The 22,230-nt window shown below is 68.6% G+C and carries 20 protein-coding genes, 1 tRNA gene and 1 pseudogene; 10 read left to right on the top strand and 12 right to left on the bottom strand.

Features of this window, described 5'->3' with window-relative positions:
* Nucleotides 1-280 (top strand): annotated as a pseudogene (locus BGN95_RS24400) (NAD(P)-dependent oxidoreductase); the annotation flags it as partial.
* On the opposite strand, the gene BGN95_RS24395 reads toward BGN95_RS24400, so the two are convergent.
* Together BGN95_RS24395 and BGN95_RS24390 are read right to left on the bottom strand one after the other, a co-directional pair.
* On the bottom strand, nt 190-1,107 hold the full coding sequence (locus tag BGN95_RS24395) for a DMT family transporter (RefSeq protein ID WP_286774314.1): 918 nt from the start codon (nt 1,105-1,107) through the stop codon (nt 190-192). The pseudogene BGN95_RS24400 and the gene BGN95_RS24395 overlap by 91 nt on opposite strands.
* A 217-nt stretch (nt 1,108-1,324) precedes the next feature.
* A complete protein-coding gene (locus BGN95_RS24390; RefSeq protein WP_286774313.1) occupies nt 1,325-3,460 on the bottom strand; it encodes a transglycosylase domain-containing protein in 2,136 nt (711 codons plus the stop codon).
* A gap of 224 nt (nt 3,461-3,684) precedes the next feature.
* Between BGN95_RS24390 and BGN95_RS24385 the strand changes: the two genes are divergently transcribed.
* Both BGN95_RS24385 and BGN95_RS24380 read left to right on the top strand, forming a co-directional pair.
* Entirely contained in the window at nt 3,685-4,488 is an 804-nt protein-coding gene (locus BGN95_RS24385) for a crotonase/enoyl-CoA hydratase family protein (protein ID WP_265271628.1), read from the top strand.
* A complete protein-coding gene (locus tag BGN95_RS24380; protein ID WP_286774312.1) occupies nt 4,473-5,996 on the top strand; it encodes an acetyl-CoA acetyltransferase in 1,524 nt (507 codons plus the stop codon). The genes BGN95_RS24385 and BGN95_RS24380 overlap by 16 nt, the downstream gene beginning before the upstream one ends.
* A gap of 43 nt (nt 5,997-6,039) precedes the next feature.
* Here BGN95_RS24380 and BGN95_RS24375 read toward each other — a convergent pair whose 3' ends face one another.
* Entirely contained in the window at nt 6,040-6,915 is an 876-nt protein-coding gene (locus tag BGN95_RS24375) for an EamA family transporter (protein WP_286774311.1), read from the bottom strand.
* A gap of 400 nt (nt 6,916-7,315) precedes the next feature.
* Between BGN95_RS24375 and rpiB the strand changes: the two genes are divergently transcribed.
* From rpiB to BGN95_RS24350, 5 genes are all read left to right on the top strand, one after another.
* Entirely contained in the window at nt 7,316-7,759 is a 444-nt protein-coding gene (gene rpiB, locus BGN95_RS24370; protein ID WP_179512852.1) for a ribose 5-phosphate isomerase B, read from the top strand.
* 15 nt (nt 7,760-7,774) lie between these two features.
* The gene (gene glyA, locus BGN95_RS24365; RefSeq protein ID WP_286774310.1) at nt 7,775-9,082 is read left to right on the top strand and encodes a serine hydroxymethyltransferase; all 1,308 of its coding nucleotides are present in this window, start codon (nt 7,775-7,777) and stop codon (nt 9,080-9,082) included.
* A gap of 10 nt (nt 9,083-9,092) precedes the next feature.
* Nucleotides 9,093-9,269 (top strand): hypothetical protein, encoded by a 177-nt coding sequence (locus BGN95_RS24360; RefSeq protein WP_179512854.1) that lies wholly within the window; start codon nt 9,093-9,095, stop codon nt 9,267-9,269.
* 138 nt (nt 9,270-9,407) lie between these two features.
* Nucleotides 9,408-9,869, top strand: coding sequence for a transcriptional regulator NrdR (nrdR, locus tag BGN95_RS24355; protein ID WP_179512855.1), 462 nt, complete (start codon nt 9,408-9,410; stop codon nt 9,867-9,869).
* Nucleotides 9,866-10,594, top strand: coding sequence for an RNA methyltransferase (locus BGN95_RS24350; RefSeq protein ID WP_265271640.1), 729 nt, complete (start codon nt 9,866-9,868; stop codon nt 10,592-10,594). Before nrdR ends, BGN95_RS24350 begins: the two co-directional genes overlap by 4 nt.
* Before the next feature lie 71 nt (nt 10,595-10,665).
* On the opposite strand, the gene BGN95_RS24345 is transcribed toward BGN95_RS24350, so the two are convergent.
* A complete protein-coding gene (locus BGN95_RS24345; RefSeq protein WP_286774309.1) occupies nt 10,666-12,507 on the bottom strand; it encodes an aspartyl protease family protein in 1,842 nt (613 codons plus the stop codon).
* 49 nt (nt 12,508-12,556) lie between these two features.
* On the opposite strand from BGN95_RS24345, the gene BGN95_RS24340 reads away from it, so the two are divergent.
* Nucleotides 12,557-13,270 (top strand): helix-turn-helix domain-containing protein, encoded by a 714-nt coding sequence (locus BGN95_RS24340; protein WP_286774308.1) that lies wholly within the window; start codon nt 12,557-12,559, stop codon nt 13,268-13,270.
* A 100-nt stretch (nt 13,271-13,370) separates the two neighbouring features.
* Nucleotides 13,371-15,146 carry a tetratricopeptide repeat protein gene (locus BGN95_RS24335; RefSeq protein ID WP_286774307.1) on the top strand — a complete coding sequence of 592 codons (1,776 nt, stop codon included), beginning with the start codon at nt 13,371-13,373 and terminating at the stop codon, nt 15,144-15,146.
* A gap of 52 nt (nt 15,147-15,198) precedes the next feature.
* On the opposite strand, the gene BGN95_RS24330 is transcribed toward BGN95_RS24335, so the two are convergent.
* The 8 genes from BGN95_RS24330 to BGN95_RS24295 all read right to left on the bottom strand — a co-directional run.
* Nucleotides 15,199-15,274: transfer RNA gene (locus tag BGN95_RS24330), tRNA-Phe, on the bottom strand.
* Between the two features lie 29 nt (nt 15,275-15,303).
* Entirely contained in the window at nt 15,304-15,477 is a 174-nt protein-coding gene (locus tag BGN95_RS24325; protein WP_179512879.1) for a DNA gyrase inhibitor YacG, read from the bottom strand.
* Nucleotides 15,474-16,394, bottom strand: a complete 921-nt coding sequence (locus BGN95_RS24320; RefSeq protein WP_286774306.1) for a ribonuclease — start codon at nt 16,392-16,394, stop codon at nt 15,474-15,476. The genes BGN95_RS24325 and BGN95_RS24320 overlap by 4 nt, the downstream gene beginning before the upstream one ends.
* Entirely contained in the window at nt 16,387-16,968 is a 582-nt protein-coding gene (locus tag BGN95_RS24315; RefSeq protein ID WP_286774305.1) for a Maf family protein, read from the bottom strand. Before BGN95_RS24315 ends, BGN95_RS24320 begins: the two co-directional genes overlap by 8 nt.
* Before the next feature lie 18 nt (nt 16,969-16,986).
* Nucleotides 16,987-17,232 (bottom strand): translation initiation factor IF-1, encoded by a 246-nt coding sequence (infA, locus tag BGN95_RS24310; RefSeq protein WP_026325702.1) that lies wholly within the window; start codon nt 17,230-17,232, stop codon nt 16,987-16,989.
* 100 nt (nt 17,233-17,332) lie between these two features.
* A complete protein-coding gene (locus BGN95_RS24305) occupies nt 17,333-19,264 on the bottom strand; it encodes an alpha/beta hydrolase family protein (RefSeq protein WP_353744743.1) in 1,932 nt (643 codons plus the stop codon).
* A 115-nt stretch (nt 19,265-19,379) separates the two neighbouring features.
* A complete protein-coding gene (locus BGN95_RS24300) occupies nt 19,380-21,560 on the bottom strand; it encodes a sodium-translocating pyrophosphatase (protein ID WP_179512882.1) in 2,181 nt (726 codons plus the stop codon).
* Between the two features lie 244 nt (nt 21,561-21,804).
* On the bottom strand, nt 21,805-22,230 hold a 426-nt coding region (locus BGN95_RS24295), incomplete at its 5' end, for a thiamine-phosphate kinase (protein WP_286774304.1).

The raw sequence follows: 22,230 nt of genomic DNA, 5'->3' as shown, positions 1-22,230 counted from the left end.
CGCCGACGATCTGCCGGCCGGGCAGGACGAGGTGCTGGCCTATGCCGCGGCGCTGATCGGCCTGCCGCCACCGCCGGTCGTGCCGCTCGACATCCTCGGCCCCGCCGCGCGCGGTTTCTATGCCGAGAACCGCCGCGTCGCCAACGGCAAGGCGAAGCGCGTGCTCGGCTGGGCGCCGCTCTACCCCGATTACCGCGTCGGCCTGCGCGCGGTGAGCGCGATGACCAGCCCGATCCCGGCGAGCACCCCGCCGCCGATCGCCAGCGTCGACCAGCGATAGCCCTCGAACACGGTCGACAGCAGCATCGCGATGACGGGCACGATCACGCTCGAATAGGCCGCCTTGGCCGGGCCGATCGCGCGGATCACGCGGAAATAGAGCGGGAAGCACAAGGCCGAGGCCGCGAGCCCAAGATAAAGCGTCCCCGCAACATAGCCCAGCCGCCATTCGAACACCGGCGGCCCCGTGGTGATCCACGCCCAGGCTGCGTCGAGCCCGGACCCGATCAGCATCGCCACCGCCAAGGTCGGCACCATCGGATAGCGCGTCGCGACCGAGGTCGCCTGCATCACATTGGCGGTCGAGGCGGAGAGGATCGCGCAGCAGGTAAGCGCGATCCCGATCAGCGCCGCGCCCGGGCCGTGCGGATCGCTGCGCGCTTCGTTGATGAACAGGAGCACCACCCCGGCCATCGCGATCCCCGAGCCGATCACGAGCTGCCGCCCGAGCTTCTGCCCGAGGAAGATGCGCGCGAACACGGCATTGGGCACCAGCAGCAGCGCGAACACCACCGCCACCAGCCCCGATGTGATATGCTGCTCGGCGCGATAGACGAAATTGAAGTTGAGCACGAATTGCGCGAGCCCCAGCGCCGCCGCGAAGGCCCAGCCGCGCGCGTCGAAGGTGAAACGCTCGCGCGTCGCCAGCCCCCAGACGAGCATCGCGACGCCCGCGACGAGGAAGCGATAGCTGACCGACCAGCTCGGCGGGACGACGCTCAGCTGATCGCGGATCACCAGCCAGGTCGATCCCCAGATCAAGGTGACGATCGCGAATGGGATGAGGACGGCGGCGCGGGTCGAATTGGGGCGGGTCGCGTCGCTCATCTGGTTGCTTTCATTGCGCCGGCGGGTGAGTCGCTCGTTCCCGTTCGGGCTGAGCTTGTCGAAGCCCTGCCCTTTCTTCCGAAGAAGTGCAGCCCGTCGACACGCTCGGGGCGAACGGTGGAGAAGCGATCCCCCTTCTTATACGGGCACGCTGTAACGGCCCGCGCGCCGCTGTCGATCCGAATCTGGCGCTCAAATCACAAGCTGGGCTGATTGATCAGAACCAGTCGCGCGGCGGCCCGTCGCCGGCGGGCGGCCCGCGCTCGTCGCGGCGCGGCGGCGGGGGCGGCGCGTCGGGGGACGGCGCTCGGTTGACCGACACCGCGCCGTCGGGCCCGACCTTGAGATCGATCCCCGCGCCCTGCAGCTGGCTGTGGATCTGTTCGGCGATCGGGCCGATCACATTCCCCGCCACGTCGCCGATCAGCGCCTCGGGATCGATCTCCTCGGGCTCGGGCACCTTGACCACCGGGGCGAGGTGAAGCGCGGAAACCATGAAGTTGCGCCAGATCTGCGCCGGCACCCCGCCGCCGTGGAGCCCCGGATTGGGGGTATTGTCGTCATTGCCGACCCACACCCCGACCACCAGATCGCCCGCGAAGCCGATGAACCACGCGTCGCGCCCGCTCTGCGACGTCCCGGTCTTGCCATAAGCCGGGACCGACAGCGCCGCCGCGCGGCCGGTGCCGCGGATCGACGCGCCGAGCAGTTCGAGCATCTCGTCGTGGATGTCCGACGGCATCGTCTTGGGGCCGCTGGTCAGCGCGGTGTACCACGGCTTGTCGCCCGTCGCGGGCAGCCCGCGCGCCTCGACCGGATAGCGCCCGTCGGCGACCCCGGCGAAGGCCGCGGTCATTTCGAGCAGCGACACTTCGGAGGTGCCGAGCGAGATGGTCGCCTCATTGGCGATCGGGGTGGAGATGCCGAGATCGCGCGCGGCGCGGATCACGTTCTTCACCCCCACTTCCTGCGTCAGCCGCGCCGCGACGACGTTCGACGAACGCTGGAAGGCGCGGCGCAGCGGAATCTTGCCGAGATAGCGATTGTCGTCGTTCTTGGGCTTCCACCCCGCGATCTCGACCGGCGAATCGTCGGCGATCGTCTCGGGCGTCAGCCCGGCGCGCATCGCGGCGAGATAGACGAACAATTTGAAGGTCGACCCCGGCTGGCGCCGCGCCTGGGTCGCGCGGTTGAACGGGCTTTTGGCATAATCGCGCCCGCCGACCATCGCGACGACCTCGCCGTTGCGCTTCATCGCCACCAGCGCGCCCTGCGCCTGCCGCAGCCCGGCCTGACGGATGACGCGTTCGGCGGTGCGCTGGAGATTGCGGTCGAGCGTGGTGCGGATCGTCGCCTCGTTGCGGATCTCGCCCGCCTGATCGCGCGCCTCGGGGAGCACCCAATCGGCGAAATAGGTGCCGGTGGGCAGCGCTTCGGGCTGTTTGGCGAGCACGCGCTGCGGCTGCACCTCGGCGGCCTGCGCCTTGGTGATGAACCCCGCCTCGGCCATCGCGCCGACGACCACCATCTCGCGCGCCTGCGCGCCTTCGAGATTGCCGGTCGGCGCGAGCCGCGACGGCGCCTTGACCAGCCCGGCGAGCATCGCCGCCTGCCCGATGTTGAGCTTGTCCGGCGCGCGCCCGAAATAATGTTTCGAGGCAGCGGTCAGCCCGTAGACATTGTCGCCGAAATAGACGTTCGAGAGATAGCGCGAGAGGATCTCGTCCTTGGTCAGCCACGCTTCGAGCCAGAAGGCGATCATCACCTCGCGCAGCTTGCGCCCCATCGTGCGATCCGCATCGAGAAAGGCATTCTTGGCGAGCTGCTGGGTGATCGTGCTGCCGCCCTGCCGCACCCCGCGCGATCCCATATTGGCCCAGGCGGCGCGCAGGATGCCGCGCGGATCGACCCCCCAATGCGAATAGAAGCGCCGGTCCTCGATCGCGATGAACGCCTCGCGCACATGCGGCGGCAGCTTGGCGGCATCGACCGGCGCGCCGATGATCGCCCCGCGCCGCGCGATCGGGGTGCCGTCCGCCGCGGTGAGCGTGATCGACGGCGGGGTCGGCGGCTTCAGTGATTGCGACAGCGGCGCGGTAAAGGCGAGCCAGCCGATCGCGATCACCAGCAACACGACCAACGCCGCCGCGCCGCGCACCACCCAGCGCCAGATGCGCTTGGCGCGATCCGCCGGGCGCATGCGCGGCGGCAGCGGCGCGGGATCGGGCACCGGATCGTGCCACGCATCGAAGGCGGGCAGCGGCTGACGCGATTCCGCCGGCGCGTGATTGTAGCGCAGACGGCCATTTTCGTGCGGATCGAGGTGCATAGGATCGTTCGGATGGTCGGCCATCAGCGTATTACTTCAATAAGACAGTCGCCGCAAGGGCCGGCCATGCGCTGGCATTTAGCGTGACGGGGGCGGAAGCGAAAGCGTGAAGCGGAATCCCCGCCCGTCACCCCGCCTCAAGACCGGGGTGACGGCCCGGCTGGACCCAGCCGTTCGCCCCATCAAATACCCTGTTCCGCTCGCCATAACTTATGTTATCTCACCCTCGATAGCGAGAGGATGAGGGCATGAGCGCTTTGGGCAATGACGCGGTGGCGGTGGAGACGCGCGGCAATGTGATGCTGATCACGATCAACCGCCCGGCGGCGCGCAACGCGGTCAACGCGCAGGTCCACGAAGGCGTCGGCGATGCGCTCGAAGCGGCCGACAAGGACCCCGAGATCCGCTGCGTCATCATCACCGGCGCGGGCGACAAGTCCTTCTGCGCGGGGGCCGATCTGGTCGCGCTCTCGCGCGGCGAAAGCCTGACCCCCGACGACAAGGCCAAACAGGCGTGGGGCTTCGCCGGCATCGCCAGCCACCCGATCTCCAAGCCGGTGATCGCCTGCGTCAACGGCACGGCGCTGGGCGGCGGGCTCGAGATCACATTGGCGTGCGATCTGGCGGTGGCGGTCGACAGCGCCTTGTTCGGGCTGCCCGAGCCCAAGCGCGGGCTGTTCGCGGCGGCGGGCGGGGTGTTCCGGCTGCCCGAGCAATTGCCGAAGAAGATCGCGATGGAGATGATCCTCACCGGCGATCCGATCACCGCCGAGCGCGCGCTCGCGCTCGGGCTGGTCAACGCGATCGCGCCGCGCGAACAGCTTCTCGACACCGCCTTCGCGCTCGCCGAACGGATCGCGGTCAACGCGCCGCTGTCGGTGCAGGCATCGAAGAGGATGGCGCAGGGCATCGTCGACGGCCATGTCGCGCGCGACGACGCCGCCTGGGCACAGAACCGCGCCGAGGCGAAGATCGTCTTCACCAGCGAGGATTCGCGCGAGGGGCCCAAGGCATTCGCCGAAAAGCGCGCGCCGGTGTGGAAGGCGCGCTGACCGTGGCCGCCGACGCCGAGCGCATCGCGGTGATCGTCGGGGTCGGGCAGGTCAACGACCGCCCGGCCGATCCGCTGCAGGGGCTCGATTCGCTCGGGCTGATGGTCGCCGCGCTGCAGGCAGCGGATCGCGATGCCGGGGGCGGTTGGCTCGGCGACGTCGAGTCGGTCGCGGTGGTGCAGCAGATCAGCTTCCGCCAGGATAATCCGCTGGCGCAAAAGGTCGCCGAGCGGATCGGATCGCGCGCGACGATCGTCCACGACACCGTCGGCCCCAATGGCGACAGCCCGATCCTGTTGCTCAACGAGGCGGCCAACCGCATCGCGCGCGGCGAGATCGGGATCGCCGCGGTGACCGGGGGCGAGGCACTGCGCACCGCCAGCCAGCGCGCCGCGCTCGCCGCCAGGACCGACGTGTCGGACCAGAATCCGATCCGCAATCTCGCCAAGGGCCGCGCGCCGGGATACCGCCAGATCCACGGGCTCACCGCGCCGGTCGACGTCTATCCGCTCTACGAAAACGCCGGGCGTGCCGCCTATGGACAGACGCTCGCCGAGGGGCAGGCCGAATCGGGCGAAATCTGGTCGCGGTTCAGCGCGATCGCCGCGGCGACCCCGGCGGCGTGGATCCACGCTCCGAAGACCGCCGCCGAGATCGTCACCCCGACCGCCGACAATCGCCCGATCGCTTTCCCTTACACCAAGCTGATGGTCGCCAATTCGAGCGTCAACCAGGGCGCCGGGTTCATCGTCACCAGCCTCGCCGAAGCGCGGCGGCGCGGGGTGCCCGAGGCGCGGATCATCTATGTCGGGCGCGGCGCCGCGGCGCATGAGGCGGACGATTTTCTGGCGCGCGACCGCTATGACAAATCGCCGAGCATGGAAATATGCCTCAACCGCGTCCTCGAATGGAACCAAGTGGGCGCCGACGACCTCGATCTCGCCGAACTCTATTCCTGCTTCCCCTGCGTCCCGAAAATGGCGCGCCGCGTGATCGGCTGGCCGCTCGACAGGCCCGCGACGGTGTTCGGCGGGCTCACCTTCGGCGGCGGCCCGATCGGCAATTATATGAGCCACGCGGTCGCCGAGATGGTCGACGCGCTGCGCGGCGGCGAGGGCCAGAAGGGGCTGCTGTTCGCCAATGGCGGCTATGCCACCCACAATCACGCGATCGTGCTCGCCACCGCGCCGCTCCCCGGTGCCGGCGAAGCGCATGATTTCGATTGTCAGGCGGAAGCCGATGCCGCGCGCGGCCGCGTTCCCGAGCTGATCAAGGACTATGCCGGCCCGGCCGAGATCGAAACCTATACCGTCTTCTACGCGCGCGACGGGCAACCCCGATCGGGTGTGATCGTCGCGCGGCTCCCCGACGGCAACCGCACCCTGGCGCATGTGCCCGGCGGCGATGCCGCGACGATCGCCTTCCTCACCGACGGTACCGCCGAACCGGTCGGCACGAAAGGCGAGGTGGTGGCGGGCGGCGAGATGATGGTCTGGCGGCGAAGCTAAGATCGCCTCCCCACCGCTCGCGCTGTGCGTATGACGCCCCGGCCTACCCCGCCGACAGGAAGACCACCCCGCCGATCAGCACGCCGCATCCCACCAGCCGCCACGGCCCGACCCTCTCGTGCAGGATCAGCATCCCCATCAGCGCGCCGACCATCATCGACATCTCGCGCATCGGCGCGACGAGGCTGAGCGGCGCGCCCGAGCCGAGCGCCGCGAGCACGAGGATATAGGACAAGGGCGACAGCAGCCCGACCCCGATCGCGAACCGCCAATAGCCGCGCATCGCCGCCAGCGCGCGGCGCGGATCGGCGATCACCAGCGGCGAGAGCAGAAAGAAGCGCAGCAGGTTCGAGAACCAGTCGAGCATCACCGGGACGATGCCGAGCGTCTTGACCGCATAAGCGTCGACCACCGTATAGGTTGCGATCAGCCCGCCGGTCGCGCTGCCCCAGCGCACCCCCGCCTGCCCGCCGGGCCGGCGAAAGGCGGAAAGATCGCCCTGCGTCGCGATTAGCCCGATCCCCGCCACGACGAGGATCAACCCGAGCACCCCCAACCCCGACGGCCGCTCGCCGAGGATCAGGAACGCGCCGATCGTCGACAGCATCGGCCCCGTCCCCCGCGCGACGGGATAGACCACCGAGAGATCGGCGACCTGATAGCCGCGCTGCAGGCACAGGCTGTAGCCGAGGTGGATCAGCGCGCTGAGCAGGACGAAGGCGGCGCCCACGCCGGTCCACGCCGTCCCGCGGCCCGCGATCACCAGATAGACCACCCACGGCGCATAAGCGACGCACGCGACCAGATTATAGGCGAAGACGAACACCGGGCCGACCGCCGCGGCGCGCTTGGCGAGCAGGTTCCACGTCGCATGGACGAGCGACGCGAGCACGACGAGCAGCAATGAGGCAAATGTCATCGAGACCTCCTGATTGGTCGATCTCGACGTCTCCGCCTCTGGGCTTTTATCCCTCGGGTGCAGCCGCGGAGCACCCGCGGTTTCTGCAACGCTCGGTCCAGCGGCGGCAAAGCGCCCGGAACCCTAGTTGCCATTCGGTCGATGAGCGGCCCCTAGCCGATCCGTGCGATCGCGATCAAGCGCGGTGCTATCCACCACCCCGGCGCAGGCCGGGGTCCAGTTACGACCGCTCCGATGCTGGACCCCGGCCTACGCCGGGTCGCAGCGAGCCATAGGCAGCGTGACCGTCGCTTCAAATTTCCTAATCCCATGCCGCGCCACGCTATCAGCGGTGGCATTCGCCGCATCACGCGTCTAAAGGCGCGGGCATCCGTCCACGCCTTTATGGAAAGCGCCCCCGATGCGCATCGCTATCGCGTCCGATCACGCCGCCGTCGAGCTCAAGTCCATGCTCGCCGACTGGCTGCGCGAGGCCGGGCATGACGTGCTCGATCTCGGCACCAACGGCAGCGCGAGCGTCGACTATCCCGATTTCGGCCATGCGGTGGGCGCGGCGCTGGCCGACGGCCGCGTCGAGCGCGGCGTGGTATTGTGCGGCTCCGGGGTCGGCATCTCGATCGCGGCGAACCGCAACCCGGCATGCCGCTGCGCGCTGGTCAGCGAGCCGCTCTCCGCGCGTCTCGCGCGCCAGCATAACGACGCCAATGCGATCGCGATGGGCGCGCGGCTGATCGGCCCGGAAATGGCCAAGGCCTGCCTCGAGGCGTTCCTCTCGACCGATTTCGAGGGCGGCCGCCACCAGCACCGCATCGACAAGCTTTCCGTCCGCCTCACGGCTGCATAACCAAGGAGTCTCGCGATGAGCACGAACCCCGCCAATCTCAATGATGTGCAGCCGGACGGCTTCTTCACCCGCGGCCTTGCCGACGCCGATCCGGCGGTGTTCAAGGGCGTCGCCCACGAGCTGGAGCGCGAGCAGACCCAGATCGAGCTGATCGCCTCCGAGAATATCGTCTCCAAGGCGGTGCTCGAAGCGCAGGGCAGCGTCTTCACCAACAAATATGCCGAGGGTTATCCCGGCAAGCGCTACTATCAGGGCTGCCACCCGTCGGACGAGGTCGAGCAGCTCGCGATCGACCGCGCCAAGGCGCTGTTCGGCTGCAACTTCGCCAACGTCCAGCCGCATTCGGGCGCGCAGGCCAATGGCGCGGTGATGCTGGCGCTGACCAAGCCCGGCGACACGATCATGGGGCTGAGCCTCGATGCCGGCGGCCATTTGACCCACGGCGCCAAGGCGGCGATGTCGGGCAAATGGTTCAACGCGGTGCAATATGGCGTGACGCCGGACACGCATCTGATCGATTACGATCAGGTCGAGGCGCTCGCGCTCGAACATAAGCCGACGCTGATCATCACCGGCGGCTCGGCCTATCCGCGCGTGATCGATTTCGCCCGCTTCCGCGCGATCGCCGACAAGGTCGGCGCCAAGTTCATGGTCGATATGGCGCATTTCGCGGGGATCGTCGCGGGCGGGCTGCATCCCTCGCCGTTCGAGCATGCCGATGTCGTCACCACCACCACCCACAAGACGCTGCGCGGCCCGCGCGGCGGGATGGTGATGACCAATGACGAGGCGATCGCCAAGAAGATCAACTCGGCGGTGTTCCCGGGGCTGCAGGGCGGCCCGCTGATGCACGTCATCGCCGCCAAGGCGGTGGCGTTCGGCGAGGCGCTGCGCCCCGACTATAAGAGCTATATCGCCGCGGTGGTGGAAAACGCCAAGGTGCTGGCCGCGACGCTCAAGGAGCGCGGCTGCAACCTCGTCTCGGGCGGCACCGACACGCATCTCGCGCTGGTCGACCTGACCCCGCTCGGGGTGACCGGCAAGGACGCCGACGAGGCGCTCGAGCGCGCCGGGATCACCTGCAACAAGAACGGCATCCCCAACGATCCGCTCCCCCCGATGAAGACCAGCGGGATCCGCGTCGGCTCCCCCGCGGGCACCACGCGCGGCTTCGGCGCCGCCGAATTCCGCGAGATCGGCAATATGGTTGCGGACGTACTGGACGGCCTCGCCAAGAACGGCGAAGCTGGCGATGCGCAGGTCGAGGCGCATGTTCGGGAACGAGTACGCGCCTTGTGCGCTCGTTTCCCGATCTATCAGTGAGGGCGTAAAGATGTCGAAGATCGACGAAGTGCAGGAAACCGTCCGCAACACCCCCGGCCTCGGCCGGAAAATGGCGAAATACGGCGCGATCGGCGCGGTATTGGCGATCCCCTTGCCCTTCGTCGGCCCGGTCATCGGCGCGGTGGTCGGCGCCGGCGTCGCCTACGCGCGCCGCGATAAGAACTGAGCTATGCCTCTCCCATCCTCCGTTCGGGCTGAGCTTGTCGAAGCCCTGCACTTTCTTCCGATGAAGAAGGGCAGCCCTTCGACAGGCTCAGGGCGAACGGGAGAGGGTGCTGCTTCTTCCTTCGAGGGCGCGAACTGAATGCGCTGCCCGTTCTGCGGCCATGATGCGAGCCAGGTAAAGGATAGCCGCCCGACCGACGACGGCGCGGCGATCCGTCGGCGTCGCCAGTGCGAGGGGTGCGCGGCGCGCTTCACCACCTTCGAGCGGATCCAGCTGCGCGAATTGGTGGTGGTCAAGAGCAACGACCGCCGCGAACCGTTCGACCGCGAGAAGCTGATCCGCTCGATCGGCATCGCCGCGCGCAAGCGCCAGCTCGACGGGATCGCGATCGAGCGGCTCGTCTCGGGCATCCAGCGCCAGCTCGAAACCTCGGGCGAAGGCGAAGTGACCTCGAAGCGGATCGGCGAAATGGTGATGGACGGGCTCAAGGGGCTCGATTCGGTCGCCTATATCCGCTTTGCCTCGGTCTATCGCGATTTCAACGAGGCGAAGGATTTCGAGGAATTCGCCGGCACGGTCGAGGAAGCCGGCCGCGGATGAGCGCTGCGCCGCCCCCCGTCATCGTCCTCGTCCGCCCGCAACTCGCCGAAAATATCGGCAAGGCGGCGCGCGCGATGCTCAATTTCGGGCTGACCGAGATGCGGCTCGTCACCCCGCGCGACGGCTGGCCCAATCCGCTCGCCGGCCCGGCGGCGTCGGGCGCCGATCTGGTGCTCGAGGGCGCGCGGGTGTTCGAGAGCGTCGCCGAGGCGGTGGCCGATTGCGCGCATGTCTATGCGACGACGGTGCGCAAGCGCGGGGTGACCAAGCCGGTGGTGACCCCCGAGGCCGCCGCGCGCGAGATGCGCGGCGCGGCCGAGCGCTCGGCGATCCTTTTCGGCCCCGAGCGGTCGGGGCTCGAAACCGACGATGTCGCGCTGGCGCGCACGATCCTAACCGTGCCGATCAACCCCGAATTCGGCAGCCTCAACCTGGCGCAGGCGGTGATCCTCGTCGCTTACGAATGGTCGAAGGGCGAGACGCTGGCGAGCCCGCCCGAAACCGATCTCGCCCCGCCCGCGCCGCAGGCCGAGCTGGAAGGGATGATCGGCCAGCTCGACCAGATGCTCGAACAGGCCAATTTCTTCTTCCCGCCCGATCGCACCCCCGCGACCAAACGCACCCTGCGCACCTTGCTGACCAAACCCGGCTGGTCGAGCCAGGAGGTGCGCACGTTGCGCGGGGTGCTCTCGGCGCTGGCGGGGGCGAAGGCGAAGCGGCGGTAACCTCCGTTCGTTGCTGATTCGGGATCACCTCGCCCCGTTCGCCCGAACGGAGAGAGATCGCGCTCTGCCTTCTAAATCTGATCCCTGAGCGTCAGCGCCACCGCGCGCGTCTCCCCGCCGCGGCGCACCTGCAGCGCGATCGTCGACCCCGCCGGTCGCGAGCGGAACAGGCGGCGCGCATCGGCAAGCTGCTCCGCCACGACCGGCGTGCCGTCGATCGCAACGATCACATCGCCCACCGCGAGGCCCGCCGCGGCGCCCGCACTGTCCTTCGCCACATCGGTCACTTCATAGCCGCCGTTCTTGGCGTTGATCCACAGCCCCGAGCGATCGAACGTGCCGACATCCTCGGGCTCGGGCACGATCCGCTTCAGGTACATGATCTGATTGGTATAATCGAAGGTCACCACGAAGCGCTTGAGCAGCCCGCTGCCGATATTGCCGTCATAGGCCGGGTCGCTGATCGACCCGCCCTTCGCCTCCGACAGCCCGGCGGCGATATTGCTCACCGGCACCTCGCCCAATTTGAGCGCCGGCAGCCGCACGACATAGCTGCGCGCTGGCCCGCCGACGCCCCAGCCGGTCACCGCGCTGGTGCCCTTGGCGAATTTGGCGCGCAGATCGTTGGCTTTCACGAACGGGCTGGTGAAATCGATCTCCGAGCGTGAACCGGTATCGATATCGAACCGCGCGGGCATCCCCATCACCGATCCGCTGACGAAGGGCAGATGATCGTAGAACACGAACGGCACCGCGCTGCCCAGCGCCGCGCTCGCCCTGAAATCCGCCGGCCGGGTGAAGCTCAGCGTCTTGCCGCCGTAATCGATCGTCGTCACCAGCCGGCGGAACAGCTCGAACCCGACCATCCCGTCGACCGCGATCCCCTCGATCGACGGATCGTAGATATTGGTCGCGAAGCCGGTCTGGTCCTTCAGCCGCACGTCGCCGATCGCGATCTCGTCGAGATGGACGAAGCCGGTCGTCTCATGGCCCTCGCCCGCGCCGCTGGTCACCGCCGCGCCGACCGCCTGCAGCCCCACTTCCCTGACCAATTTGGGCGAGAGCAAGGTATGCCCGCCGGTATCGACGATGAACGTATACGGCCCTTTGCCGTTGACCATCGCCTCGACGTAGATGTGGTTGTTGAGGAAGCGGAACGGCACGCTGGCATGCGACGCGCCGCCGACGATCTCCGCCCCGGTCAGCGCCACCTTGGGCATCGCATAGGCGCCGAGCGGGCGCCTCCCGCCGAAGGTCGCGCTCTGCAGCAGCGAGGTCGACAGCGATTCCGGCCCCAGCCCCTGATCGGTCACCATTTTGTGCGCCAGCATCGCGCCGCTTTCGGGGCGATAGTCCGAATAATTTTCGGTGACGTGGAAGAATTGCCGCATCTCCGCGATGCGCGTCAGGAAATGCGTCTCGGCGTCGAACCACGCATCGAAGCGATGCCCCTGTTTGAGCGTGACGACGAGATGATCCTGCGCGCGTCCGTCGATCGTGTCGCGTCCGGCCGAGGTGATTTTCGCGCCGCCGCGATCGGCGCGCCACCACAGATTGGCGTTGCGATAGGCGGCGCTGGCCGCGGTGAGCGGGCGGTCACCGCCGAGCTGCGGCGTATAGGCGAGCGAGATATCCTGCTGCCACGGCGTCTTTCCGTCGAAGCCGTCGCTGCTGCGGATCCCCTGCGCCTCCTGTTCCTCGGCATAAGCGCCGGTGGCGACGTCGTAGCGGAGGGTGAGCGGCCCGGTCAGCCCGGAAGCGGTGTTGGTATAGCGCAATTCCACCGCCCCCACCGCGGGCATCTTCACCGCGGCGCGGTTGGCGGCGAGCACCGCATCGACCGTCGTCGCCGGCTCGGCATGGGCGCTCGCGGCGAGCGAAAAGGTAAGCACGGCGGCGGCAAACGGCCTCATCACGACCCTCATATTGCGAAATTCGAGCGGGTTGCTTAGCCCTTGCCGGATGGGCGGTCTTGAATGCACTTCACATTGGGGCATCCGGTCCGCCGATCCCGGCCGTACCCGCCACGGCCCGCGCGAGGACCTGCCCCGCCACCCGCACGATCATGCCTTCGCGGCGGTGGTGCTGTCGGGCGGCTATGTCGAGGCGGGCGATACCGGCCGGCACGCGGTGGAGGCGGGCGACGTCCTGCTCCACCGTGCATGGGAAAGCCATCTCGACCGTTTCGACGCGCGCGGCGCGGAGGTGCTCGTCCTGCCGATCGCCGATCGCGATACCACGCCGCTGATCGGGCGCGTCGCCGACCCCGATACGATCGCGCGGCTCGCCGAACGCGACCGCACCGGGGCGGCCCGGCGACTGCTCGCCGAACTGGCCCCGCGACCGGCACCCCCCGCCGACTGGCCCGACATGCTGGCGCAGGCGTTGCGTGACGATCCCGATCTGTCGCTCGCCTTGTGGGCGGATCGCCTCGGGCTGCACCCGGGGAGCATCAGCCGCGGGTTCCGCCAGGTGTTCGGGGTGACCCCGGTCGCCTTCCGGCTGGTCCAGCGCACGCGGCAGGCGCTCGGTGCGTTGCAGATATCCGCCGCCCCGCTGAGCGCGATCGCTTATGATTGCGGTTTCGCCGACCAGGCGCATATGAGCCGCGCGGTCCGCGGGCTGACCAACGCAACCCCGACGGCGTTGCGCCGCGCGGCGGGAATGGCGTCGTAACGCGCGTTTAACAACAGGATCACTTTGGTCTAGGCTCGCGCTTCGATGGTATTGTAGCGTCCTCGTTCGTCAGCGTTTGTCTCTCTCGAAGGGCGCCCTGATGTACAAGATAATCCACTGCATCGCGCTCGCCGGCCTCGGCATCGCCGCGTCGAGCTTCGCGCCGCCCGGCCAGCCCGTTTCACCCACCGCGCTGGACATGCTCGATCCGACGCGGCTGGCGGCCTCGCTCTGCGGCGGAAAGGGCGGCGCGGCGGCGCTGACCCGCTCGCTGACCTTGGCGGCCGCGGTCGCCGGGCCGGCCGGCACCGCGTCGCGCCCGATCCCGCTCTACCCCGATCTCACCACGCAGCTGCCGATCACGACGGCCAGCGCAGCGGCGCGACGCTATTTCGGGCAGGGGCTGGTGCTCGCCTATGGCTTCAACCACGCCGGCGCGGTGCGCTCGTTCCGCGTCGCGCAGCGGCTCGACCCCGATTGCGCGATGTGCTGGTGGGGCGAGGCGCTCGCGCTCGGCCCGAACATCAACGCGCCGATGGACGATCGCGACCGCGACGCGGCGCTTGCCGCGATCGATCGCGCGCTGGCGTTGCGCGCGCGCGCCACCCCGCTCGAACAAGCGCTGATCGAGGCGATATCGCGCCGCTATGCGCGCGATGCGCGGGCCGATCGCGCGGCGCTCGACGCGGCCTATGCCGATGCGATGCTCGACGCGGCACGCCGCTTCCCCGCCGACGACGATATCGCGGTGCTCGCCGCCGAGGCGGTGATGGACACGACGCCGTGGAACTATTGGCAGGCCGACAAGCGCACCCCGGTGGGGCGCAGCGGCGACGCGGCGCGGCTGCTCGAAACGGTGATCGCGCGCAACCTCGATCACCTCCAGGCCGCGCACCTTTACATCCACCTGATGGAAAACAGCGCCGATCCGCACCGCGCCGAGGCCGCGGCCGACCGGCTGGCGCGGGCGCAGGCGCCGAGCGCGGGGCATCTCGTCCATATGCCGGGGCATATCTATCAGCTCGTCGGGCGCTATCGCGATGCGATCCGCGTCAACATCGCCGCCGCGCGATCGGACGAGGCGTTCATCCGCGACACCGGCGATCGCAGCCTCTTCCGCTACGGCTATTATCCGCACAATGTGCATTTCATCGTCACCTCGGCGCAGCTCGCGGGGGATATGCCGACCGCGCTGGCCGAGGCGCGGCGGCTGCGGACGATCCTCGATCCGGCGACCTCCGCGCGCATCGCGTGGATCCAGGCGATCGACGCGGCGCCCTATCTCGCGATGGCGCAATTCGCTGAGCCGCGCGCGATCCTCGCCATGCCCGCCCCCGACGCGCGGCTGCCCTATGCCGCGGCGATGCGGCGCTATGCGCGCGCCGTGGCGCGGGCGCGGCAGCGCGACGCACGAGGGACCGAGACCGAACTTGCGGCTTTGGCGAAGCTGAGAAGATCGGATGCGTTCGCCGGGATGATCGCGCAGGGCGTCCCCGCCCCCGATCTGCTGGCGCTCGCCGAGGCGGTGGCGCGCGGGCGACTGGCTTATGCGCAGAAACATTATGATGCCGCGGCCGGCTTTTACCGGCAGGCGATCGCGATCGAGGCGCGGATTCCGTATCAGGAGCCGGCCTATTGGTATTATCCGGTCAATCAGTCGCTCGGCGCGGCGCTCTATCAGGCGCGGCGCTATGACGAGGCGGCGCAGGCGTTTCGCGCCGCGCTGGCGCAGACCCCCGGCAACGGCTGGGCGCTCTACGGCCTCGCCGAAAGCGAAAGCGCGCGCGGACACGGGCTCGAAGCGACGGCGGCGGGGCGCGCGCTGCAACGCGCGTGGGTGGGCGACCGGCGCTGGCTGAGAATGGATCGTCTGTAGCGCGGACGAAATCGCCTTCAGCGGATCGTCGGAAAACTGGCGGAACGGGCTATGGTGCCCAGGGGCGGGATCGAACCACCGACACTGCGATTTTCAGTCGCATGCTCTACCAACTGAGCTACCTGGGCATACCAGCGAACCGCCGGAGCCGCGCTCTCTAGTCGGCGTCTCGACCGCTGTCCAGCCCATTTGGATCGACCGGCTGCCCGGGCAAACGATATCCTTCGCCGAGCCATTGCAACAGGTCGCGATCCTTGCAGCCGCGGCTGCAGAACGGCGCATGTTCGCGCACCGTGGGACGTCGGCAGATCGGGCAGGTCACGGTCTTCATCCGTCCAATATAGGGGTTCGCCCCGTCCGGCGCACCAGTTCGGCGAGCCAGTCGGGGCGGGCGTCGATTCGCGCCGCCACCGCGGGGGGCAGGCGATAGCGATTGGGCGCGCCGGGCGGGGTGCGCTCGATCTCGCGCAGCGCGGCGCGCGCCGCCGCGCCGACCGGATCGGCGCGCAGCAATTCGGGCAGCGACGCGCGCGGGCGCGGGCGGACGATCTGCAGGAAGCCGAAGCCGTTCATCGCGGTGCGCTCGAACGGTTGCGGCAGCGTCGCATCGATCACCGCCGCGACGCGCTGGCGCGCCTCCTTGCCCTGGATCGTCGGGAAATCGACCCCGATCGACCCGCCGATATCGTGCCGCACGATCGCCGCCGTCACCGCCGTCGCCGCGCGATCGGCCAGCGCATCGAGCGCGCCGCCGCCATCGACATCGAACAGCGTCATCGCCGGGGTCGGGGTGAGGCGCAGCATCCCGCCGGGGAAGGCGATATCGCCGCTCACCGCCTCGTCGAGCAATTCGGACCAGCCCGCCGCCTCCAGCGCGTCCGGCTCATGCGCGCGCAGCACCCGCACCGGGCCGTCCAGCGTCTCGCGCAGGCTGGGCGCGGGGCGTGGTGCCTCATCGGTGGCGGCGACGCGCGGCGGCTTGACGCGCCCCGGCTCGGGCAACGCCTCGCGCACCACCACCACGTTGAGCCGCGCGCCGAGCGTCAGCCCCGGCGGGGTGCGCGCGATCGTCGCGACCGTGCCGTCGGAGAGCCGGACCACGCCGGGTTCGGTCAGTTGTGCGCTATGGACCGCGCCGAGCCGCGCCCCGGCATCGTCGCGCACGATCCGTGCGGCGATGATCCGGCCGTCGGCGATCAGCGCGGCGCGCGTCTCGCCGATGCCGTCCTCATAGAGCCATTCAGCCAAGGATCACGCCGGCCGCGCGCAGCAGCGCGCCGGTCTCGTAGAGCGGCAGCCCGACCACCCCCGAATGCGATCCGGCGAGCCGGCGCACCCAGGTCTCGGCGCGGCCCTGGATGGCATAGCCGCCCGCCTTGCCCTCGCCCTCGCCGCTCGCGACATAATCATCGATCTCCGCCAGGGAGAGCGGCTTGAAGGTGACGATCGTGTCGGACAGCCGCTCGCGCAGCCGTCCCTCGGCGTCGATCACCGCCACCGCCGACAGGCAATGATGCCGCCGCCCGGCGAGCAGCCCGAGCATCATCCGCAGATCGGCCTCGTCTTCGGGCTTGCCGAGAATCCGCCGCCCGACCGCGATCGTCGTATCGGCGGCGAGAATCACCTCGCCCGGCGCGCGTTCCACCGCAGCCGCCTTGGCGGCGGCGACGCGGCGCACATAATCGCGCGGGCGTTCGTTCCTGAGCGGGGTCTCGTCGATATCGGGCGCGACGATCCGCGCCGGGGCCACGCCGATGCGCGCCAGCAGATCGCGCCGCCGCGGCGACGCTGATGCAAGGACGAGAGCCGGGCCGGCAGCCACGGACACGCGATCCGGCTGTTATTGCGGGCCGGGGCCGCCCCGGCCGGGCATGAAGCGGTAGGTGATCCGCCCCTTGGTCAGGTCGTACGGGGTCAGCTCGACCAGCACCTCGTCGCCGACCAGAACGCGGATGCGGTTCTTGCGCATCTTGCCGGCGGTATGGCCGAGGATTTCGTGATCGTTCTCAAGCCGGACGCGGAACATCGCGTTGGGCAGCAGCTCGACCACCTGGCCGCGCATCTCGAGGAGTTCTTCTTTCGCCAAACAATTGTCTTTCTGGATTTGAGGGCGCGCGCGCCCTTAGCCGAACAGCGCGACTTTGGGAAGTATCGCCGCTTCGACCCGGCATCTGCCGGCGCTTCGCCTACGCCGGATTATGGCGATCGAGGAAGGCTTTCATCCGCTTGAGGAAATCGAGCCGGTCGGCGGCGCGGCTGAAATGGTGATCGCCAAGCGGCTGTTCAACATATTCATACGGCTTACCCGCCTGTTTCAACGCATCGGCCATCTGCCGCGATTGCTTCACCGGCACGCGCATGTCGGCCTTGCCGTGGACGATCAGGATCGGGACGGAAAATTGCTCGGCGCCGAAGCGCGGCGACACCGCCTTGAAATCGGGAGTCCGCGCGCGCCAGTAATCGCCGAGCGCGCGGCCGTTGAGGAATTGCGCGTCATAGGATCGCATCCCGGCGAGATCGGACACGCCGGCATAGGAAACCGCGCAGCGATACAGCGCGCCGTCGCGCTGCGCCGCGCGCATCGCGGCATAGCCGCCGTAAGAGGCGCCGATCATGCACACTCGTTTGGGATCGACGATCCCCTCCTTCGCGGCCCAGGCGAGCGCGTCGTTGAGGTCGTCCTGCATCTTGAGCCCCCATTCGCCGCGTCCCATCCGGGCGAAGGCGGTGCCATAGCCGGCCGAACCGCGATAATTGGGCTGGATGACGACATAGCCGATTTCGGCGAGATATTGCGCCCACCAGTCCCACCCTTCGGAATCGCGCGCGAGCGGGCCGCCGTGCGGCATGATGACCGCCGGCAGGTTGCGCGCGCTGAGGCGGTGGCGCGGCATGGTGAGCAGCGCCTCGATCTGGGTCCCGTCGCGCGCGGCATAGCGCACCGTCTTGACCGGCGAGAGCAACCGCCCCTGCAGCGTCTGGCTGTTCCACGCCAGCCGCTTCATGCGATCGGCGTTGGTATCCCAGAAATACAGCATCCCCGCTTCCGACGGGCTGCCGATATCGATGAGAAAGCGCGTGCGATCGGCGTTCCACGAGATGATCTGCGCGCGGCGCGTGCCGACCGCCTTGTCGGCGACGTCCTGAAACTCCTTGAGCGCGGGATCGAGCCAGGCGGTGCGGCTGTATTTGTCGGTGAGCGTGACCCCGGCGAGGCCGTCATGCTCGTGGTTGGAGACCACGCCGTCGACATCATAGCCCGGCGCGGCATAGAGTTTCCGCCCGAGCTTGAGATCGGGCAGCGACACTTCATAGACCGCGTCATACCCGTCCGAATCGTCGATCGCGATCGCATTGCCGTCGGGGGTGAAGATCTGCGGGAGCGGGATGTTGTGCTCGTCGTCGCGGCGCTGCACCGCGATCGTGCGGAACAAGGTTTCGTCCGCGCCGCGATACAATAATTGCCCGCGGCGGCGATCGTCGTCGTAGCGATAGCCCATCCGCACCCGGCCGCTGCCGTCGGCATACCAGTCGAACACATTGGTGCTGCCATTGACGACGCGGCGCGTTTTCCCGGTCGACAGATCGGCCTCGACCACCTCGGGATAGACCTGATCGATGCTCTGCACCCCGGTCTGCCGCGACAGGAGGACGCGCGGCGAGCCGTCGCGCGCGCTCCACAGCACATCGTCGGCGCGGATGCCGGAATGCTCCCAGTCGATGCGGTTCGCCTTGGTCAGCGCGGCATTCACCCCGATCAGCCGCGTAACGTAGATGTCATAGCCTTCGAACTTGTCCTGCGCGCCGACGCCGACCGCGAGCCAGCCCGTCCCGACCCAGCGCCACCAATTGACGTCGATCTTGTCGGACAAGGCCATCGCGGTCGGTTTCTCGTCGCCGATGAACACCGGCATGACCACCAGTTGCTGGACGCCGTTGATCGCCACCTTCGCCGCGATGTGCGTGCCGTCGGGCGACAATTTGGGCGATTCCATGAACGGCAGTTCGGCAAAGGCCTCGACCGGCACCGGCGCATCGGGATTGGCCGCCGGCGCGGGCGCCTGTTGCGCCGCCGCGCCGGCCGACATCGCCAGCGCGAGCCACATCATCTGTCGCATGTTCATTTCACCCCCGGTTTCCGCCAGCTTCCACACGGCAACCGGCTTGCGCAAGGGGCAAAAAAAGGCCGGCCCGACTGCCCGGACCGGCCTTTAACCGTTCAACCGATCAGGATCAGCCCGCGACGTGCCCCGCCAGCGCCGCGAGCAGCAGCAGCGCGACGATATTGGTGATCTTGATCATCGGATTGACCGCCGGCCCGGCGGTGTCCTTATACGGATCGCCCACGGTGTCGCCGGTCACGGCGGCCTTGTGCGCCTCCGAACCCTTGCCGCCGTAATGGCCGTCCTCGATATATTTCTTGGCGTTGTCCCACGCGCCGCCGCCGCTGGTCATCGACAGCGCGACAAACAGCCCGGAGACGATCACCCCGAGCAGCATCGCCCCCAGCGCGGCAAAGCCCGCCGCCTGGTTCTCGACCCCCGAGACGATGAAATAGACGAGGATCGGCGAGAGCACCGGCAACAGCGAGGGGATGATCATCTCGCGGATCGCCGCGCGGGTGACGAGATCGACGGTGCGGCCGTAATTGGGCCGGCTCGTCCCCTCCATGATCCCCGGGTTGTTGCGGAACTGCTCGCGCACTTCCTCCACCACGCTCCCCGCCGCGCGGCCCACCGCGGTCATCCCGAACGCGCCGAACAGATAGGGGAGCAGCGCCCCGAGCAGCAGCCCGACGATCACATAGGGATTGGAGAGGCTGAAATCGACCTGCGTATCCGGGAAATAGGTCTGCAGATCGGTGGTATAGGCGCCGAACAGCACGAGCGCGGCAAGCCCCGCCGAGCCGATCGCATAGCCCTTGGTCACCGCCTTGGTGGTATTGCCCACCGCGTCGAGCGCGTCGGTCTTGTGGCGCACGTCGTCGGGCAGCCCGGCCATTTCGGCGATGCCGCCGGCATTGTCGGTGACCGGCCCGTAAGCGTCGAGCGCCACCACCATCCCCGCCAGCGCGAGCATCGAGGTCGCGCCGAAGGCGATGCCGATGATCCCGGCGAGCTTGTACGCCGCGATCACCGCGATCACGATCACCAGGGTCGGCAGCGCGGTCGCCTCGAGGCTGACCGCCAGGCCCTGGATCACATTGGTGCCGTGCCCCGTCTCCGAGGCGCGCGCGATCGATTTCACCGGGCGATAATTGGTCCCGGTATAATATTCGGTTATCCACACGATCAGCGCGGTGACCACCAGCCCGATCATCATGCACCAGAAGAGGTCCATGCCGGTGAACGCCACCCCGGTCACCGCCGGTGCCGCCGCGGCCGCATCGGTGAGATCGCCGCCGAGCGCGTCGCTCGCCTGATCGAGGAACCCCGGCGCGCCGATCGGCACGTTGAGATCGCCCAGGGTCATCTTGGTCGCGAGGTAGATCGCCGGGACCGAGAGCAATGCCGAGGTGCCGAAGCCCTTGTAGAGCGCGCCCATGATCGAGCCGCTCCCGCCGAGCCGCACCATATAGGTGCCGATCACCGAGGTGATGATGCACACCCCGCCGACGATCAGCGGCAGCGACATCAATTTCATCAGCTCGCCCGCATCGGCGCGGATGAGCAGGGCGATCGACACCATCGTCACGCCCAGCGTCACGACATAGGTTTCGAACAGGTCGGCGGCCATGCCCGCGCAATCGCCGACATTGTCGCCGACATTGTCGGCGATCACCGCCGGGTTGCGGGGATCGTCCTCGGGGATGCCCGCCTCGACCTTGCCGACGAGATCGGCGCCGACGTCGGCCGCCTTGGTGAAGATGCCGCCGCCGAGACGCGCGAAGATCGAGATCAGCGACGCGCCGAACGCCAGCGCGGTGAGCGCCTCGACGATCACCCGGTCATTGGGGGCATGCCCGCCCGGCCCGGTGAGATACCAGAAGAAGCCCGAGATCGCGAGCAGCCCCAGCCCGGCGACCAGCATCCCGGTCACCGCGCCCGAACGGAACGCCATCGTCAGCCCGCCCTGCAACGATCCGCGCGCCGCCTCCGCGGTGCGGACGTTGGCGCGCACCGAGATGCTCATGCCCACGAACCCGGCGACGCCGGAGAGGATCGCCCCGATCACGAAGCCGATCGTCGAGGTGAGCCCGAGCGTCACCGCGAGGATGATCGCGACGATCACCCCGACGATCGCGATCGTGGTATATTGCCGAGAGAGATAAGCCTTCGCGCCCTCCTGAATGGCGGCCGCGATATCCTGCATCTTTTCATTGCCCGCCGAGGCGCGGAGCACCTGTTGGCTTGTGACGATGCCATAGACCACGGCCAATAGGCCGCAGAGGATGGCGATAGTGACCGTCGTCATCGCATTCCTTCCCCTAGTCTGTTCTCCCCGCGCCCAAGAGCTTTTGCCCCTTGTGGCGGACACGGACGGGTGAAGGCGTATAGAGCGCCCGGCGTGGGCGCAAGCCGGGGCGGCGTTTGGGGAAGCCGTTGCTTACCTTACGATGTGTCCCCGCGAAGATGAAGCGCATCGACGGAGCGACATTCCGCCCGTCGCCCCAGCCTTGAGCCGGGGTAACGGCGCGGGTGCGGTTTTCTCGGGCCGCCTACGCGCGGTGCTCGAACCCGAGCCGCAACGGCAGCGGCACCGCGTTCCCGTGCTCGGTCAGCGATAACCCTTTGCCGGCCAGGAATTTTCCCACGCGCGTCGCCGGCACCGGGATCGGCGCGTCGGGCGCGGCGGCGAACAGCAATTCGTAATCGTCCCCCGCGGTCGCCGCCGCCAGCGCGTCACCGCCGAACGCGCGATAATCGGCCGAGAGCGGCACCAGCGCGAGATCGATCGCCACCGCGCAGCCGCTCGCTGCCGCCATCCGCCACGCGTCGATCAGCAGCCCGTCGGACACGTCCATCATCGCATGAACCTGCGGCGCGAGCAGCCGCCCCTCGGCGACGCGCGGGATCGGCCGGCGATAGGCCGCGAGCAACGTCGCCGGCCCCGCCGCGCCGCGCGCGATCGCCAGCCCGGCGCC

Source organism: Sphingomonas sp. 66-10 (genome assembly GCF_001897045.1).
Classification (GTDB): Bacteria; Pseudomonadota; Alphaproteobacteria; order Sphingomonadales; family Sphingomonadaceae; genus Sphingomonas; species Sphingomonas lycopersici.
Note: the sequence above shows the minus strand (reverse complement) of the source record. Positions and strands in the feature narration are given on the sequence as shown.

Bases quoted from the DNA above. Each gene is read 5' to 3' on its own strand.
- BGN95_RS24325 (WP_179512879.1), bottom strand. From the start codon at position 15,477: ATGAAGACCGTGACCTGCCCGATCTGCCGACGTCCCACGGTGCGCGAA.
- glyA (WP_286774310.1), top strand. From the start codon at position 7,775: ATGAGCACGAACCCCGCCAATCTCAATGATGTGCAGCCGGACGGCTTC.
- rpiB (WP_179512852.1), top strand. From the start codon at position 7,316: ATGCGCATCGCTATCGCGTCCGATCACGCCGCCGTCGAGCTCAAGTCC.
- BGN95_RS24360 (WP_179512854.1), top strand. From the start codon at position 9,093: ATGTCGAAGATCGACGAAGTGCAGGAAACCGTCCGCAACACCCCCGGC.
- nrdR (WP_179512855.1), top strand. From the start codon at position 9,408: ATGCGCTGCCCGTTCTGCGGCCATGATGCGAGCCAGGTAAAGGATAGC.
- BGN95_RS24395 (WP_286774314.1), bottom strand. From the start codon at position 1,107: ATGAGCGACGCGACCCGCCCCAATTCGACCCGCGCCGCCGTCCTCATC.
- BGN95_RS24340 (WP_286774308.1), top strand. From the start codon at position 12,557: ATGGGCGGTCTTGAATGCACTTCACATTGGGGCATCCGGTCCGCCGAT.
- BGN95_RS24390 (WP_286774313.1), bottom strand. From the start codon at position 3,460: ATGGCCGACCATCCGAACGATCCTATGCACCTCGATCCGCACGAAAAT.
- BGN95_RS24335 (WP_286774307.1), top strand. From the start codon at position 13,371: ATGTACAAGATAATCCACTGCATCGCGCTCGCCGGCCTCGGCATCGCC.
- BGN95_RS24385 (WP_265271628.1), top strand. From the start codon at position 3,685: ATGAGCGCTTTGGGCAATGACGCGGTGGCGGTGGAGACGCGCGGCAAT.
- BGN95_RS24300 (WP_179512882.1), bottom strand. From the start codon at position 21,560: ATGACGACGGTCACTATCGCCATCCTCTGCGGCCTATTGGCCGTGGTC.
- BGN95_RS24375 (WP_286774311.1), bottom strand. From the start codon at position 6,915: ATGACATTTGCCTCATTGCTGCTCGTCGTGCTCGCGTCGCTCGTCCAT.
- BGN95_RS24350 (WP_265271640.1), top strand. From the start codon at position 9,866: ATGAGCGCTGCGCCGCCCCCCGTCATCGTCCTCGTCCGCCCGCAACTC.
- BGN95_RS24305 (WP_353744743.1), bottom strand. From the start codon at position 19,264: ATGCGACAGATGATGTGGCTCGCGCTGGCGATGTCGGCCGGCGCGGCG.
- BGN95_RS24345 (WP_286774309.1), bottom strand. From the start codon at position 12,507: ATGAGGCCGTTTGCCGCCGCCGTGCTTACCTTTTCGCTCGCCGCGAGC.